At 71.2% G+C, this 15,649-nt stretch carries 12 protein-coding genes; 5 read left to right on the forward strand and 7 right to left on the reverse strand.

The window, feature by feature from the left end; translation table 11 throughout:
- The first annotated feature begins 142 nt into the window (after window positions 1–142).
- Window positions 143–1,462 (forward strand): fibronectin type III domain-containing protein, encoded by a 1,320-nt coding sequence (locus IEY20_RS07075; RefSeq protein WP_175327667.1) that lies wholly within the window; start codon window positions 143–145, stop codon window positions 1,460–1,462.
- A gap of 72 nt (window positions 1,463–1,534) precedes the next feature.
- Here the strand turns inward: IEY20_RS07075 and IEY20_RS17280 are convergent, their stop codons facing one another.
- Entirely contained in the window at window positions 1,535–3,166 is a 1,632-nt protein-coding gene (locus tag IEY20_RS17280; protein WP_204620643.1) for a ParB/Srx family N-terminal domain-containing protein, read from the reverse strand.
- Between the two features lie 171 nt (window positions 3,167–3,337).
- Window positions 3,338–4,330: an NAD-dependent epimerase/dehydratase family protein gene (locus tag IEY20_RS07085; RefSeq protein WP_175327668.1), complete on the reverse strand. Its 993-nt coding sequence runs from the start codon at window positions 4,328–4,330 to the stop codon at window positions 3,338–3,340.
- A gap of 125 nt (window positions 4,331–4,455) precedes the next feature.
- Here IEY20_RS07085 and IEY20_RS07090 point away from each other — a divergent pair, with 125 nt between their 5' ends.
- The 4 genes from IEY20_RS07090 (at window position 4,456) to IEY20_RS07105 (ending at window position 10,246) form a co-directional block, all read left to right on the forward strand.
- Window positions 4,456–5,184, forward strand: a complete 729-nt coding sequence (locus IEY20_RS07090) for a TetR/AcrR family transcriptional regulator (protein ID WP_022904167.1) — start codon at window positions 4,456–4,458, stop codon at window positions 5,182–5,184.
- A 207-nt stretch (window positions 5,185–5,391) separates the two neighbouring features.
- Window positions 5,392–7,350: a glycosyltransferase gene (locus IEY20_RS07095; RefSeq protein WP_175327693.1), complete on the forward strand. Its 1,959-nt coding sequence runs from the start codon at window positions 5,392–5,394 to the stop codon at window positions 7,348–7,350.
- Window positions 7,347–7,754 carry an ATP-binding protein gene (locus tag IEY20_RS07100; RefSeq protein WP_175327669.1) on the forward strand — a complete coding sequence of 136 codons (408 nt, stop codon included), beginning with the start codon at window positions 7,347–7,349 and terminating at the stop codon, window positions 7,752–7,754. Before IEY20_RS07095 ends, IEY20_RS07100 begins: the two co-directional genes overlap by 4 nt.
- Window positions 7,751–10,246, forward strand: a complete 2,496-nt coding sequence (locus IEY20_RS07105; RefSeq protein WP_175327670.1) for an OpgC domain-containing protein — start codon at window positions 7,751–7,753, stop codon at window positions 10,244–10,246. Before IEY20_RS07100 ends, IEY20_RS07105 begins: the two co-directional genes overlap by 4 nt.
- A gap of 189 nt (window positions 10,247–10,435) precedes the next feature.
- Here the strand turns inward: IEY20_RS07105 and IEY20_RS07110 are convergent, their stop codons facing one another.
- The 5 genes from IEY20_RS07110 to IEY20_RS07130 all read right to left on the reverse strand — a co-directional run bounded on the left by IEY20_RS07110 (window position 10,436) and on the right by IEY20_RS07130 (window position 15,541).
- The gene (locus tag IEY20_RS07110; RefSeq protein ID WP_268239147.1) at window positions 10,436–11,554 is read right to left on the reverse strand and encodes a Gfo/Idh/MocA family protein; all 1,119 of its coding nucleotides are present in this window, start codon (window positions 11,552–11,554) and stop codon (window positions 10,436–10,438) included.
- Window positions 11,551–12,345, reverse strand: coding sequence for a ThuA domain-containing protein (locus tag IEY20_RS07115; protein ID WP_175327671.1), 795 nt, complete (start codon window positions 12,343–12,345; stop codon window positions 11,551–11,553). Before IEY20_RS07115 ends, IEY20_RS07110 begins: the two co-directional genes overlap by 4 nt.
- 43 nt (window positions 12,346–12,388) lie before the next feature.
- A complete protein-coding gene (locus tag IEY20_RS07120) occupies window positions 12,389–13,276 on the reverse strand; it encodes a carbohydrate ABC transporter permease (protein ID WP_175327672.1) in 888 nt (295 codons plus the stop codon).
- Complete coding sequence (locus IEY20_RS07125) at window positions 13,273–14,244, reverse strand: carbohydrate ABC transporter permease (RefSeq protein ID WP_229727932.1); 972 nt, start codon at window positions 14,242–14,244, stop codon at window positions 13,273–13,275. The genes IEY20_RS07120 and IEY20_RS07125 overlap by 4 nt, the downstream gene beginning before the upstream one ends.
- Window positions 14,245–14,308: 64 nt before the next feature.
- A complete protein-coding gene (locus tag IEY20_RS07130) occupies window positions 14,309–15,541 on the reverse strand; it encodes a sugar ABC transporter substrate-binding protein (protein WP_175327673.1) in 1,233 nt (410 codons plus the stop codon).
- Window positions 15,542–15,649 lie beyond the last annotated feature (108 nt).

The following is a 15,649-nucleotide window of genomic DNA, read 5'->3' on the forward strand; positions in this document are numbered from 1 at the left end:
GCCCCGACCGCGCTTGCGGGGTCCCGCCAACCGCACGCCGACCCCGCATGATGGCCGCCGACCGTCCCACGCTCCGCGCCCGCGGTGCTTCGATGACCTGAGCCGTGGCCACCCGAAGGCCACGGGAACGAGGGGATCGATCGTGTACAGAGCAGTGCTCACCGCCGCAGCAGCCGCGGCGTTGGTGATCGGTGGCGTGACGCCCGCAGTGGCCGCCACGCCCGCGTCGAGGCTCCCCGGAGTCCCGACGTCCGTCCACGTCAGCGGCGCCGGCGACGCAGCCACGCTGACCTGGGGTGCGCCTCGGTCCGGCGGGGCCGTGCAGCACTGGCGTGTGTCGATCCGCCCGACCGAGGGGCAGCCCGGCAGCGGCACCGACGTCCTGCCCGCCACCGCCCGCTCGGACCGGTACGGCTGGATCCGGGCCGGCGTCCGCTACACGTTCTCGGTGCGGGCGGTCGGTGCGAAGGGCGACGGTCGCGCGGTCTCGGTCCGGTACACGGCCCCGGCCACGACGGCGGTCACGCAGTCCCTCTACGGTCTCGACGCGAGCGGCGCCGTGGTGCGGTTCCCGACGTCCGGGAGCGGCGCTCCGAAGACCGTCGCGAAGCACGGCGCCGGTTTCGCCGCGGACGACGTCGGCAACGTCTTCGTCCCGTCGAGCGACGGCACGAAGCTCCTGCAGTACCCGGCCGACGGGGGAGCGGCGCGGGTCCTCGCGAGCGGACTGCACCTGACGAAGGACCTCCGTTCGGACGTCCCCGGCAACGTGTACTGGAAGGACTCGGTCACGGGGACGATCGTGAAGCTGCCGATCGGCGGCGGCGTCCCGAAGACGATCCTGCCGTCCACCGGCACGGCGTGGACGGTCGGGCGTGACGGCACGGTCTCGACCTTCACGACCACCGCGAACGGCGGCACGGTGGTCAGCCGGAGCGTGCACGGCGACGTGACCACCCGGACCGTCGCGAACGCCGAGCAGCAGCCCATCGGCTACTTCGGCGGGCTCCTCGCCGACGGCCAGGGGACCCTGTACGTCGACTACCGCGCGTTCGGCGGCAGCGCCTACAACGGCTTCTGGTCGCTCGCGCCCGGCTCCTCGACGCTCGTGAAGGTCAGCACGCGGACCGCGTACCAGTTCAGCGCGACGAACGACGACTCCCTGCTGCTCGGTCAGTCCGCCGGGTGGTGCGCCGCCATCTCCGAGGCGGACCCGTTCCACCCCTGCACCGCCGACCACGCGGTGGCGCACCTGTTCGTGCAGGACGCCTCCGGGGCGACCGAGGACCTCGCCGTCACCGGCGGCCCGAAGGTCTGGACGAACGGGTTCTACCCGAGTGCCGCGGACTCCGCCGGCGACCTGTTCGTCGACGCCGACTCCGGCCTGTGGCGGATCCCCGCCGAGGGCGGGGCCGCGCAGCGACTCGCGATGGGGCAGTACGACCGGCTCCTCGCGATCTGACGCGACCGACGACGGACGGGAGGCGCGGTGCCGGCTGGCACCGCGCCTCCCGTCCGTCGCGCGCCGCGTGGACTACGCGCGCCGCGCCCGACGACGTCGCGCGACCACGATCCCTGTGCCGACGAGCACGGCGAGGAGCGCTGTCACCGCTGCCGGGACGAGGCCCTCGGCGCCGGTGAACGCGAGCTCGCCATCCGGGCCCGCCGCGGCGACGGTGACCGTGGTGGACCCGACGGTCACCCCGTCGACGACCACGACGACCGTGTGGGTCCCGGCCGGCAGCGACGTCGGGACGGTCGCCGCGAGGGTGAACGCGCCGGTGTCGTCGGTCCGGACGGCCCCGAGCAGGACCGGGTCGGAGTGGATCTCGACACGGGCGGCGGTGTCGGCCGCGAACCCGGTGCCGTGGACGGTGACCGAGCCGCCCGCCACGAGGTCACCCTCGACCGTCACCGTGCCCCGGACGGTGGTCGGGTCGGTCGGCCCGTCGTCGCCGGTGCTCGGATCGGACGGTGCCGACGGCGTGGTGCTCGGCTCGGCGGGCTCGGTCGGGGTCGTGCCGGGGTCGGCCGGATCCGTGGGCTCGGTCGGGTCCGTCGGGTCGCTCGGGTCGCTCGGGTCCGTGCCGGGCTCGCCCGGCTCGGCGGCCAGGGTCCTGCGGTACTCCGTCATGTAGGCGAGCTTCCCCGGCTTGTCGGACGAGTACGGCGCCGAGAGCTTCGCCCACTCGCCCTTCGTCACGGCCTTGCCGTCGTTCCAGGCGCTCAGGGTGCTGAGGTCGGCCGCGGTGTACCCGCTCTCGGCGTCGACGACGTCGTTCGGGGCGAGCGCGACCTGCGCCCTGGTGATCCGCTCGACGAGCGACAGCGATGCGGCGAAGTCGTCCTGGTCCCACGACGCGAGGCCCAGCTCGGGGTGCGCGCGGAGCCACGAGCCCCAGTAGAACTCCTGGAAGGGCACGGCGCCGTCGGCCGTGTAGCCGATGTCCCGACCGAAGTACATGATGCTGCGGGCGCTGTCGTCCTGGAACGCCGCCAACCCGACGTTCTGCGGCAGTCGGGCGGGCGTGATCGACCGGCCCGCGGTGTCCCGGAGCCAGACCCACCGGTTGTCCTGCATCGTCTGCCAGAACTCGGTGGTGCCCAGGCCGGAGAGGTTGCCGAGCACCCGCAGACGGACGTGCACGTCGGGCCCGCTGTCCTCGTCGAACGAGGTGAGCGTGTGGTGTCCGTCCGTGAGGTAGAGGGTGCCGCCGGGGCCGATCACGACGGTCTTCATCGGCGCGATCGTGTCCGGCGTCTCGGACCCGACCGGGACGGCGCAGGTGAAGGTCGACGGATCGGTGAGGGTCGAGGCGGCGGTGGTGGTCGCGGCCTCCTCCTGCCCGTTCGCCTCGCACCAGTCGTCGAACTTCTTGTTGACCGCGTCCTTGCTCAGCGCGGTCGAGTACCGACCGAGCTTGTAGTAGACCTCGTCGTAGCCGAGTGACGGCTGCGTCGGGTGGACATCGCCGATCCGGACGTCGAGGAGGGTGTCGGGGGCAGCACAGAGCGCGGTCGTGCTGGTCGTGGTGCAGCTCGGGTCGCGGTCGTCGGTGATCGGGGCGGCGGCGGAGGCGGTCGCGGGTGCGACCACGGCGGCGCCGAGGCCGGCGGCCAGCGCGGCGGTGAGTGCGAGGATCCGCATGGTCCGGGGAGCGGGCACGGAGGACTTCCTGTCGGGAGGGGGAGCGGTCGAGGGCACCCGAAGCTGAGTGCCCTCGCATGTTCGCGACCCTGCCTGACCGGCCGGTGACGTCCCGGTGAACGACAGGTGTTGCCCCGCGCCCCTGCCTGCTCCGCGCCACCTCGACCCGCGCCCCTGCCCGCTCCGCCCTCAGAGCCCGGCGACCGTCCGGCGGCACACCTCCTCCCACGGCGTCGGCTCGATGCCGAAGTGCGCGCGCGCCGCCGCGTCGTCGAGGACGTACGGCCGCGTCCACTGGTACGACATGTCGGCCATCTCCCGCATGAACGGCACCACGAGCCCGCTCGCCCGGATGACACCGGCGGGGACACGGCGGACCGTGACCGGCGGCTTCCCGGCGACGGCGAGCATCTCGGTGACCGCCTGCACCTGCGTCCGGGGCGCGTTGGACGGCACGTTCCAGACCCGGCCGTGCGCGGTCTCGTCGAGGGCGGCGGCCACGAGCGTGCGAGCGACGTCGAGCACGTCGGTGAAGGTGTGCGGCTGGTTGGTCCGACCCATCATCGTCACGGCCTTGCCCCGCAGCGCGGCCGGGAGGACCCGGGTGACGTGCCCGTTCGCCCCGACGCCCGGGCCGACGTAGTCCGAGCCGCGCACCTCGACCGCGCGGATCCGGCCGGCTCGGTGCGCTGCGAGCGCGTCGCCCCAGAGCCTCGCGCGGAGGATGCCCTTGTGGTCGGTGGCCGCGTCCGGCAGTCCCTCGTGCATCGGCCCGTCGACGGGGCCGTACGGGTAGAGGTTCCCGGTGATCGCGTACACGGCGCCGGTGCGCTCGACCGCGGTGAGCACGGCCGACATCAGCGGAGGCCAGGTGCGCTCCCACTGGGTGTAGTCGCCGGGGTTCGCGCAGTTGTAGAGGACCGCGGCACCCTCGGTCGCCCGGGTGAGCGCGTCGGCGTCGGAGGCGTCGAGGGCGACGTGACCCACCGCCCCTCCCCGCGGCCTCGGCCGGCCCGCCGCTCCGCGGGCTCCGCGGCGGTCCGGAATCGGGCCGAGGGGGCCCAGGCCGGTGTCGCGTCCCGAGCGGGTGGCGACGGTGACGTCGGCGCCGCGCTCCGCGAGGACGGCGGCGACGTGCCGGCCCACCGGGCCGGCTCCGATGACGAGGTGACGGTCGGACATGGGTTCCTCCTGGGTCTGATTCGGAGAGCGGTGCTCTCGCAGGAGCAGTCTGCACTGCGGACGGGTCAATTGCAAGAGCGGTGCTCTCGTTTGTGTGCAGTGCTCTCGTGTGGCACGGTGGGGGCATGCAGACGAAGCAGCCGACCGCCCGTGCGCTCGCGCGCGAGGCCGTGCACGCGAGCATCCTGGCTGCGGCCCGTGCACGGCTCACCGAGGAGGGCCCGAGCCAACTCGCCCTCCGCGCGGTCGCACGGGACGTCGGCATGGTGTCCTCCGCCGTGTACCGGTACTTCGCGAGCCGCGACGACCTGCTGACGGCGCTCCTCGTCCTCGACTACGACGAGCTCGGCGCCGCGGTCGAGGCTGCGGACGCCGCCGTCGACCGCGCCGACGTCGCCGGTCGCTGGGCAGCCGCATGCCGGGCGATCCGGACGTGGGCGGTCGCCCACCCGGGCGACTTCGCCCTGCTCTACGGGTCGCCGGTCCCCGGCTACGTCGCCCCGCCGTCGACCATCGAACCCGCGTCGCGGACGACGCACGTGCTCATCCAGGTGGTCGCGGACGCGTGGACGGACGGGAGGCACGGGGCGCGTCCGGCTCCGGCCTCGCCTCCTGACGGGCTCCCGTCCGCCATCGGGGACGCCGTCGCGTACGTGCGGGAACGGGGTGTCGCCCCGGACCTCCCGGACGAACTCGTGCTGCGGATACTGATGGCGTGGACGACCGTGTTCGGGGTGGTGTCGTTCGAGCTCTTCGGCCACACGGTCGGCGCGGTCTCGGACGGCGCGGTCTACTTCGACCACGTCGTGGCCCGGCTGGCGGACGACCTCGGCATCACCGCCCGGCGTCCCTGACCGGCCGCTCGGCGCGGTCGTCCCGATCCGCAGCGGGTGTCGGCTGACACCGGAGTGCTCCCTGCGGTAGACAGTCCTGTACGTGACCACTCACCAGGTCGCGCCATCAGGGGTGGACCACCTCCCGAGGGAAGGACGTGGATGAGCGCGCTCGACGCCAGCCGGCAGGACCGGCGGCGACTCGCCACCGGGACGCCGCGTCGACGGATGATCGCCGTCCGCACCGTCGCCCTGCTCGCGTCCCTCGCGGGCGTGAACTACATCGTCTGGCGGTGGGCGGCCTCGGTGAACTGGCACTCGTGGTGGATCGCCGTGCCGCTCATCCTCGCCGAGACCTACAGCGTCATCGACTCGCTGCTCTTCGCGTTCGGGGCGTGGCGGCTCCGTGAGCGCGGCGAGCCGCCGACGCCGCCCGGGGACCACGTCACCGTCGACGTCTTCATCACCACGTACAACGAGCCGGTCGACCTCGTCCTCCGCACCGCCCGCGCCGCGAAGGCCATCCGGCACCCGCACTCCACGTGGATCCTCGACGACGGCAACCGTCCGGAGATGCGCGAGGCGGCCCAGTCGCTCGGCATCGGCATCATCACCCGCGGCGCCGACTGGGTGGACCGTCCGCGGCACGCCAAGGCCGGGAACCTCAACAACGCGCTGCTCGCGACGCAGGGGGAGTTCCTGCTCATCCTCGACGCCGACCAGGTGCCGGACCCGGCGATCCTCGACCGGACGCTCGGGTACTTCAAGGACGACCGGATGGCGCTCGTGCAGACGCCGCAGTGGTTCGAGAACGTGCCGAAGGAGGACCTCCTCGGCAGTCAGGCGCCCCTGTTCTACGGCCCGATCCAGCAGTCGAAGGACGGCTGGAACGCCGCGTTCTTCTGCGGGTCGAACGCGATCCTCCGGCGCGAGGCGCTCATGCAGCTCGGCGTCACCCGGTACGTGCGCGAAGTCGAGGCGTCCGTGCAGCGCACGATCAAGACCTCACGGCAGCTCCTCGCCCGCGCCCGCGAGACCGAGACGGACCCCCGCGTGCTCGAGGCGCTCGCCGAGGCGGAGGCGGTGGTCGACCGCGCCCGCGACCAGGTGGCGAGCGGCGAGCCCCTCGGGGACGTGACCTACGCGTTCCAGCGCGGGATCGACACGATCTCGTTCCGGTTCGCCGCGGCCGACCTCGAGTCCGTCCGGAACGACCTGCAGGAGCTCGCGGCGATGTCCGACGAGCCGGACACGTTCGCCGGACTCGACGACGCCGCGCTCGACGTGCTCGGACGGCGTGACGCCTCGCCGGTCGCCGCCATCGAGTCGATCGCGGTGCTCGCCCGTGCCCTCGACGTGAACCGCGACGACGAGGCGCAGCCGATCATGCCCCTCGCGACGATCTCGGTCACCGAGGACATGGCGACCGCGATGCGACTGCACGGCCTGGGGTGGAAGTCGGCGTACCACGACGAGATCCTCGCCACCGGGCTCGCCCCGGACGACCTCCCGACGATGCTCGTGCAGCGCCTCCGCTGGGCACAGGGCACGATGCAGGTGTTCTTCCGCGAGAACCCGCTCGTGCAGAAGGGCCTGTCGTGGGGGCAGCGGCTCATGTACTTCTCGACGATGTGGAGCTACCTCTCCGGCTTCGCGGCGATCGTCTACATCGCGGCCCCGGTGCTCTGCCTGTCGTTCGGAGTGGTGCCGGTCCAGGCGTACAGCGTCGACTTCTTCGCCCGGCTCATCCCGTTCCTCGTGCTCAACCAGCTGCTCTTCTGGGTCGTGGCCGCCGGCCGGCCGACGTGGCGCGGCCAGCAGTACTCGCTGGCGCTCTTCCCGGTGTGGATCGAGTCGGTGACGAGCGCGTTCGAGAACGTGTTCCGCGGCAAGCCGCTCGGCTTCCGGGTCACTCCGAAGGTCCGCGACGAGTCCGACCAGAAGCCGCGGTGGGACCTCGTCAAGCCGCAGCTGTTCGCGATGGGTGCCCTCGTGGCCGCCCTCGTGATGATCGCCATCCGGTACGCCACCGGACAGGCCGACGGAATCGCACCGCTCGTGAACACCGCCTGGGTCGTCTTCGACCTGTTCATCTTCAGCATCGTCATCCGGGCCGTGCTCTACCGGGCGCCGGTCTTCACCCCGCCCGTCGCGCACGAGTCGAGCACCGTGGGAGGTCCCCTGTGAGCACGTCGTCGTTCGAGGTCGAGGCGACGGTCGAGTCGCTCGACGTCGTCCAGGACCACTTCGCCCGGTGGTGGGACGGCCTTGGGATCGACGACCCCGCCCTCCGCTTCAAGCTCGAGACGGCGCTCGCGGAGATCGCCGCGAACATCGTCGAGCACACCCGGCGGACCGACCGCGAAGCCGGCAGGCGCTACACGGTCGACCTCGACGCCACCGGCCAGGAACTCACCGCCGTGCTGACGGACAACGGCCGCCCGGCCGACGTCGACCTCGGCGCGGTCACGATGGCCGACGTGCACGAGGAGAGTGGCCGCGGTCTGGCGCTGGCGATCGCCGCGCTCGACCGGCTCGAGCACCGTCACGAGCACGGCCGCAACGTGTGGACCCTGGTGTGCGAACGGTGAGGCGTGTCCTCGCACTCCTCGTCGTCGTCGCCACGCTGGTCCTCGGCGGCGCGCTGCCCGCCTCGGCGACCACCGCCGCGGAGGACACCCCGGCCGGACCGGCCTCCGGCGAGCGCTGGTTCGGGCCCGACCTCGACTGGGGCGACGACGCACCGGACGGGTACGCGGGCCGGCTCGGCGCCGTGCCGTCGATGTACGGCGTCGAGATCGACTACCCGATCGGTCGCACAGCCGAGCGCGAGCTCCTCCGCTCCACCCGGGCGGCGGCGGCACAGGGCGCCGTGCTCGTGGTGAGCCTCGAGCCCGACCAGGAGCTGTCGACCCTGACCACGGCCGATGCCCGGAAGGCGAACCGGCTGCTCGAGCAGGTCCACGCCCAGTACGGCACGAAGGTGCTGCTCCGCTACGCACCGCAGATGAACGGCACGTGGGTGTCGTGGGGGCAGCAACCAACGGACTACGTCCGCACCTTCCGTGCCCTGGCGACCCAGGTGCACGACGGCTCGTCAGACGCCGCGATGGTGTGGGCTCCGTCGTACGGTGCGGGGTACCCGTTCGGCGAGTCCGCCGGCCGTCTCCGTGACCTGTCCGCGACGGACGTGCAGGCCGTCGACACGAACGGCGACGGCGAGCTCACCGCGGCGGACGACCCGTACGAGCCGTACTGGCCCGGCGCCGCGAGCGTCGACTGGGTCGGGCTGTCGATGTTCTCGTTCGGCAAGGGCAAGGCCACGCAGGCCGCCGGCCGCGACGTCCCGCTCACCCGGAACGACGCCCCGGAAGCCGGTGAGGTGCAGGCCCGGTTCGACGAGACCTGGGGCTACCAGCAGCCCGTCGCCGCCGGCACGTTCTACGACCGGTTCGCGAAGGACCGTGACCTGCCGATGCTCCTCGACACGGGCGCGCTGTTCGACCACTCACTCCGCGGCGACGCCGAGCTCACCGTGAAGCAGGGCTGGTGGCGGCAGGTCATCGCCGCGCTCGACGACAAACCGCTCGTCGAGGGCGTCACCTTCCTCGAGACGAACCGCCGTGAGCCCGAGGCCGGCAACCGGGTCGCCGACTGGCGCGACACCGCGGTCCCCGGCATCGCGGGTTCCTTCCGGACGGACCTCGAACGCGCGGGCGACTTCGTCTTCGACCCCGTCACCGAGCGCGTGACGCCGCAGGACGGCGCCGCGGCGACGAACCAGCAGTACGACACCGGCGGCGACCAGATGGCGTGGATCGTCTGGTTGGCGGTGGGTCTGGCCGCGGTGTTCCTCCTCAGCGGCCTGTTCGGTCGGCTCGTCCCGAGCTGGCGCTACCCGGACGACGGCAAGCCCGGACGCGACCTCCGGCTCGACCTGTTCCGCGGCTTCATCATCCTCGCCGTGGTGATCACCCACATCGAGATCGGCGGACCGTACTCGTACATCACGCTGCACGCGGTCGGCGCGATCACCGGTGCCGAGATGTTCGTGTTCCTCTCCGGCATGGTCCTCGGCATGACGTACCCGTTCGCCATCAAGAAGTTCGGCGAATGGGCCGCGGCGGTCGGCGCGTGGAAGCGCGCCCGGAAGCAGTACCTCGTGACCCTCGCGGTGATCCTCGTGGTCTTCGCGCTGAGCTTCGTGCCGTTCCTGAACACCGACGCCATCACGACCTTCACCGACCGGGGGACCGGCACCGGCGGGGTCGGGGCGGAGGGCCGCGTGTACGACCTCTACCCGAACGCGATGCAGCTGCTGGCCTACCCGCCGCCGTGGTTCGCGATCCGGCAGTTCCTGCTGCTCGAGATGGGCCCGTGGCCGTTCAACATCATGGGCCTGTTCGTGGTGCTGAGCCTGTTCATCCCGCTGTTCATGTGGGTGATCCGGCGTGGGTTCTGGTGGGCGCTCCTCATCGTCAGCTGGGCGCTGTACGTCTACCAGGCGCTCAACCCGGAGTTCCGTCCGCTGAACTCGCAGTTCGAGGCGGTCTTCCCCCTGCTCACCTGGCAGGTCGTGTTCACCCACGGCCTCGTCCTCGGCGTGTACCGGCGGCAGATCGTCGGCGCGCTGACCGGGCGGCTCGGGAAGGTGCTCGTCGGGGTCGGGATGGTCGGCTACGCGCTGTTCCTCGTGTACGTGTGGGCGGGCAACCACTTCGGGTTCACGCCCGCGCCGTTCCCCGCGACGATGTACGACCAGCTCTACAACACCGCGTACCAGCGTGTGGACCTGCAGTGGGGGCGACTGGTCGACATCGCGTTCTTCGCCGTCGTGTCCTACGCGATCCTCACGGTGTTCTGGAAGCCGATCGCAGCGGCCATCGGCTGGCTGTGGATCCCGCTCGGGCAGGCGAGCCTCTACGTGTTCGTGTGGCAGGTCTTCTTCGCGCTCGCCATCGCGTCGATCCCCGGCGTCGACTGGTTCAACGGGTGGATCGGCTTCGCTGCGCACACGGCGCTCATCCTGCTGGCCTGGTTCATGGTGCGGAGGAAGTTCCTGTTCTCGGTCATCCCGCGCTGAGCGTCGCTGACGCGCGCCCGAGTCTCGCGGCCGCCGCCGCGAGACTCGCGGTGAGCGACGGTGCTCGCGCTCCGGAGCACGAGACACGTCGCTGACCGCGAGACTCGTGCACCGTGCCAGGGCACGGACAGACGAACGGGAGGCCCGTGGCGGATCCGCCACGGGCCTCCCGTTCGTGCCCCGGTCGCGTCAGCCGAGGGCGGCGGTGTCCGGTGAGCCCGTCGCCAACGCGCTCCGGACGGACCCCCACGCCGTGAGCCGCTCGCGGATCGCGGGGTCGTGCTCGTGCTCGATCGCGGTCGCGTGGGCCTGCTCGAGCACCTCGTCGATCACGATGCGCCGCCCGGACCGAGCCGAAGCGATCGCGGCGTCCACCATCGTGAGGCTCATGACGTTGCCGTGGACCTCGCCGTCCGGCACCTCGCCGGTCCGGACCGCCCGCACGAAGGACGCGAGCGAGCCCGCGATCTCGGTGCCGACGCTCGGCGCCGGGTCCGGCGCACCCGGGGTGCCGTCGAGGTCGCTCCACGGGTCGTGGTCGCCGTCCCACAGCGCCGTCCCCGCAGCCCCGGAGGCTCGCCAGTCGCCGTTCCAGGACGTCTCGGCGCCGGGCGCGCACCACGAGCCGTCGTACACGTACCGGACGTCGTCCTCGAAGGTGAAGACGGCCGCGGCGGCGGCGTCCCCGCGGTACCAGGACCACGACGGGTTCCACGATTCGCAGTAGACCGAGACCGGGTCGCGCTCGAGCACGTAGCGGGCGGAGTCGAACGCGTGGATCGCCATGTCCAGCAGGAGCACGTCGTCCATCTCCTCGCGGAAGCCCCCGAAGTGCGGCGCCTTCGCGAACCTCGTGTCGAGGCCGCCGATCGCTCCGAGGCCGCGCACGTGCTGCCGGAACGCCACGAGCTGGTCGTTGTAGCGCCGTGACTGCGACACCATGAAGAGCTTGCCGGTGGCCTCGGCGGCTGCAGCGAGCGCCAGGGCCTCCGCGACCGTCTGCGCCGCGGGCTTCTCGCCGAGGACGGGCAGCCCGGCACGGAGCGCTTCGAGCGTCACCGGGTGGTGGGCCACCGGGACGGTGATGTCCAGCACCGCCTCCGCACCCGTCTCGGCGATGAGCGCGGTGAGGTCGCGGTCGACCGGGATCGTCGGGTCGCCGGCGAGCTCGGCCCCGGCGCGCGCGGCGTCGAGGTCGAGGTCGACGACACCGACGAGCTCGACGTCCGGGTCCGCGGCGACGGTCGCGAGCCAGGCCCGGCCCATCCCGCCGGCGCCGACCTGGACGACCCGCAAGGGGGCGGTCACGCCGACACCTCCTCGTCGACCGGAGCGTCGTCGAACGGGCCACGGTAGTGCTGGCCGTCGAAGTACTCGCCGAGGTCGTAGCGGCGGAGGGTGGGGAGTTCGCGCTCCCGCTCCGGTCGGGCCCACTCGGCGCCGTTCGCGATGACGCGGCGGACGTCCGGGTGGTGGTACACGGGGAAGTCCTGGTCGCCCGGCGAGAAGTAGAAGATCTTCCCGAAGCCGCGGCGGTAGGTCATGCCGCTGCGGAAGACCTCGCCGCCGGTGAACCCGGAGATGAAGATCAGCTCGTCGGGCGTCGGCACGTCGAAGTACTCGCCGTACATCTCCTGCTCGGGGATGACGATCGGGTTCGGGACGCCGCGGGTGATCGGGTGCTGCGGGTTCACGGTCCAGACGAGCTCCTGGTCGTGCTCGCTGCGCCACCGGAGCGTGCAGGTCGTGCCCATGAGCTTGCCGAAGATCTTCGACCAGTGGCCCGAGTGCAGGACCACGAGGCCCATGCCGGCCAGGACGTGCTTGTGGACGCGGTCGACCACGGCGTCGTCGACGTCGGCGTGCGCGGCGTGACCCCACCAGGTGAGGACGTCGGTCTCCGCGAGGACCTCGTCGGTGAGACCGTGCTCGGGCTCCTGCATGGTCGCGGTGCGGACGACGGCGTCCGGCAGGTGCTCGCGGATGCCGTCCGCGATCGCGCCGTGCATGCCGTCGGGGTAGCGCTCGGCGACGTGCTGCTCGACCTGCTCGTGGACGTTCTCGCCCCAGACGGTGATGCGCAGGGGGGTGGAGGTCATGGTGTGCCTTTCTGGGCTGGGATCGGGGGTCTCGTGCAGGCCGTCACTTGACGGCGCCACCGAGCGCTCCCGCGGAGATGTACCGCTGCGCGACGATGAGCAGCACGGCGGCGGGGAGCGAGGCCAGGACCGAGGTGGCCATGACGGGCCCCCAGTCGGTGACGTTCGCGCCGATGTAGTTGTAGATGCCGAGCGTGATCGGGCGCACCGCCGGCGTCGAGGTCAGGGTCAGCGCGATGAGGAAGTCGCCCCAGGCCCCGAGGAAGGTGAACAGTGCGGCCGTGACGATCGCGTTGCGGCTGATCGGCAGCACGATCGACACGAAGGCGCGGAAGTCGTTCGCGCCGTCGACCAGCGCGGCCTCGACGAGGCTCGGCGGGATCGACTCCATGAACGCCCGCATGAGCAGGATCGCGAAGGGCACCTGCACCGCGCTGTCGGCGAGGATGAGCCCGAGGTAGCTGTTCAACAGCCCGATGTTGTTGAAGAGCGTGTAGAGCGCGTTCGCGATGACGATCGCCGGGATCATCTGCGTGATGAGCAGCACGAGCAGCAGCGGCCGGGTGCCGCGCATCCGGAACCGGGCGAGCCCGTAGGCGGCCGGCGTCGCGACCGCGAGCGTGAGGACCACCGTGCCGAGGCCGATGATCATGCTCGACACGAAGTTCTGCCCCTGCTGGGCGAACGCGGCCTGGTAGCCGGCGAACGTCGGCGAGAACGGGAACCAGGTCGCGGTCGCCGCGCCGGAGGTCGCCTGGAGGCTCGTGTTCACCATCCAGTAGACGGGGAACACCATGATCGCCAGGAACACGATGCCGAGGATCGTGAAGGGGATGCCCTTCACGCTGCGGGGCCGGCGGGGCCTCGCCGTCCGGGCCGTGGTGACCGCCCGGGTCGCGGTGACGGTGCTGCTCGCGAGACCGACGCTCATTCGTCGACCGCCTTCCTGGAGATCGCGATGTAGACCATCGCGAAGACGAACGAGACGACGATGAGGACGTTGCTCACCGCGGCTCCGATGCCGAACTGGAAGTTGATGAAGGACTGGTGGTACGCGTTCGTGGCGAGCGTCTGGGTCGAGTTCGCCGGACCACCACCGGTCAGGCCGAGGATGATGTCCACGACCTTCAGCGTGTAGACGACGCCGAGGACGATCACCACGCTCACGACGCTCCGGATGCTCGGCCAGGTGATGTACCAGAACGCCTTGAACCCGGTGGCGCCGTCGAGCGCTCCGGCCTCGTAGAGCTCCGGCGGCACGGACTGCAGACCGCTGTAGAGGATCGTCGTGTTGAACGGGATGCCGAGCCAGACGTTCACGCCGATCACGGCGATGAGCGCGAGGCTCGGGCTGACCAGCCACGGCACCGGTGCGATGCCCACCAGCCCGAGGAGCTGGTTGAGCGCGCCGCTGTCCTGGTCGAGGAGCCACTTCCACACCGCGCTCGAGGCGATGAGGGGCAGCAGCCACGGCAGGAGCAGCAGGCCGCGGAGGAAGCCGGACAGCGGGAAGTGCCGTCGGAAGAACAGCGCGAGCCCGAGGCCGATCACGAACTGCAGGACGATCGACCCCGCCGTGAAGAGAGCCGTGTTCACGACGCTGGTCGTGAAGACCGCGCTCGTGAAGACCTGGACGTAGTTCGCGAACCCGACCCACGGTGCCTCGCCGGTGAAGAACGTGGCGGTCGTGTAGTCCTGGAACGACATCAGGATGTTCTTGACGACGGGGTAGCCGAAGAACACCGCGACGAAGATCGCCGCCGGGATGACGAACAGCCAGCGGGTGATGCCGGTCCGGATGCGCGCGCGGCGCTGGCCGGGTCGGACGGGCGGGGCGACGGTGGACCGCGTCGCCGAGCGGGACGGTGTGCGTGCGGGTGCCTGCGTCGAGGCGCTCATGCGGGTTCCTCTCCTGTTCAGTGGTGGGAGGGAGCCGACCGGTCCGGCCGGCTCCCCTCGTGCACTACTGGTTCTGGGACTGCGCCTGCTGGAGCGCTGCCTCGGGGCTGGCCTTGCCGGTGAGGGCGAGCTGGACGGCGGTGTAGATCTTCGTCGCGGCCTTGGGCCAGTCGGGTCCGAGCTCGCCGGTGCGGGCACGGGCGGTCTTGACGGTGGTGACGAACGAGGCGACCTGGGGGTGGTCCTCCGCCCAGGCGGCGCCGGCCTCGAGGTTGGTCGGCACGTTGCCGCTGAGCTTCGCGAGGGCTTCCTGCCCCTTCACCGAGTGGAGGCAGCCCACGAACTTGCCTGCGAGCTGCATCTTCGCCTTGTCACCGGTCTGCGGGACGGTGAACGCCTCGCCACCGAGCGGCGCGACCGTCGCCTCACCCGTGCGCGTCGGGATCGGGACGCTGTCGAACTCGAGCCCCTTCTTGGCGTTCAGGGCCGGCAGCTGCCACGGACCGTTGATCATCATCGCGGCCTTGCCGGCGAGGAACTGGTTGTTGACGTCGGCCTGGGCCCAGTTGATCGAGCTCTTCGACATCGAGCCGTCGTTCTGCAGGTCCTCGACGAGCTGCAGGGCCTGCGTCGCCTGCGAGGTCGCGATGTCCTTCTCGTTGCCGCCGTTCGACCAGAAGAACGGCAGGAACTGCCACGTGCCCTCGTAGGTGTTGATGTTGCTCATCGCGAAGCCGTAGGTCGAGCCCTTGGTGAGCTTCTTCGCGGCGGCCTTCAGCTCGTCCCAGGTCTTCGGCGGCTGGACGCCGGCCTCGGAGAGCAGCTTCTTGTTGTAGTAGAGCGCGATCGAGTTCGTGTTCGACTGGACGCCGTAGAGCTTGCCCTTGTACGTGCTCGCCGCCTTCACGCCGGGGACGTCACCGGAGGCGCTGAGCCCGTACGCGCTGAGGTCCGACAGCGCACCCGACGACGCGATCTGCTGCACGTCGGGGTTGTCGAGCATGAGGACGTCGGGGAGGGTCTTCGACGACGCCTGCTGCAGCACCTTCGAGATCAGGCCGGCGCCGGCGACGTGGTTGATGGTGACGGTCGCGCCGACCTCCTTCGCGCACTGCTTGTAGACCGGGTTGTAGCTCGCGTCGTAGTAGTCCTCGATCGTGAGGGCCTTGCTCCCGCCGGACGAGGCGGAACCGGAGCCGGAGCAGCCGGTGAGCACGAGGGGGACCGTCGCGAGGACCGCGACCGCGCCGAGCACGGCGCGGAGTCGGCGGGGCGACGAGGGGAACTTCTGCTTCATTGCACAGCTCTTCTCTTGGTGGAGTCATGGACTTCGGCGCACGACCACGACTCGCTGACGTCGTCGTCCCTGCGTTCCTTGGGGCGAGACGCTAACAGATAAGCGCTT

The sequence above is a fragment of the Curtobacterium luteum genome (assembly GCF_014646995.1).
Lineage (GTDB): Bacteria > Actinomycetota > Actinomycetes > Actinomycetales > Microbacteriaceae > Curtobacterium > Curtobacterium luteum.

Coding starts and splice junctions, on each gene's coding strand:
- IEY20_RS07085 (WP_175327668.1), bottom strand. CDS start 4,330: ATGTCCGACCGTCACCTCGTCATCGGAGCCGGCCCGGTGGGCCGGCAC.
- IEY20_RS07090 (WP_022904167.1), top strand. CDS start 4,456: ATGCAGACGAAGCAGCCGACCGCCCGTGCGCTCGCGCGCGAGGCCGTG.
- IEY20_RS07125 (WP_229727932.1), bottom strand. CDS start 14,244: ATGAGCGCCTCGACGCAGGCACCCGCACGCACACCGTCCCGCTCGGCG.
- IEY20_RS07115 (WP_175327671.1), bottom strand. CDS start 12,345: ATGACCTCCACCCCCCTGCGCATCACCGTCTGGGGCGAGAACGTCCAC.
- IEY20_RS07095 (WP_175327693.1), top strand. CDS start 5,392: ATGATCGCCGTCCGCACCGTCGCCCTGCTCGCGTCCCTCGCGGGCGTG.
- IEY20_RS07130 (WP_175327673.1), bottom strand. CDS start 15,541: ATGAAGCAGAAGTTCCCCTCGTCGCCCCGCCGACTCCGCGCCGTGCTC.
- IEY20_RS07120 (WP_175327672.1), bottom strand. CDS start 13,276: ATGAGCGTCGGTCTCGCGAGCAGCACCGTCACCGCGACCCGGGCGGTC.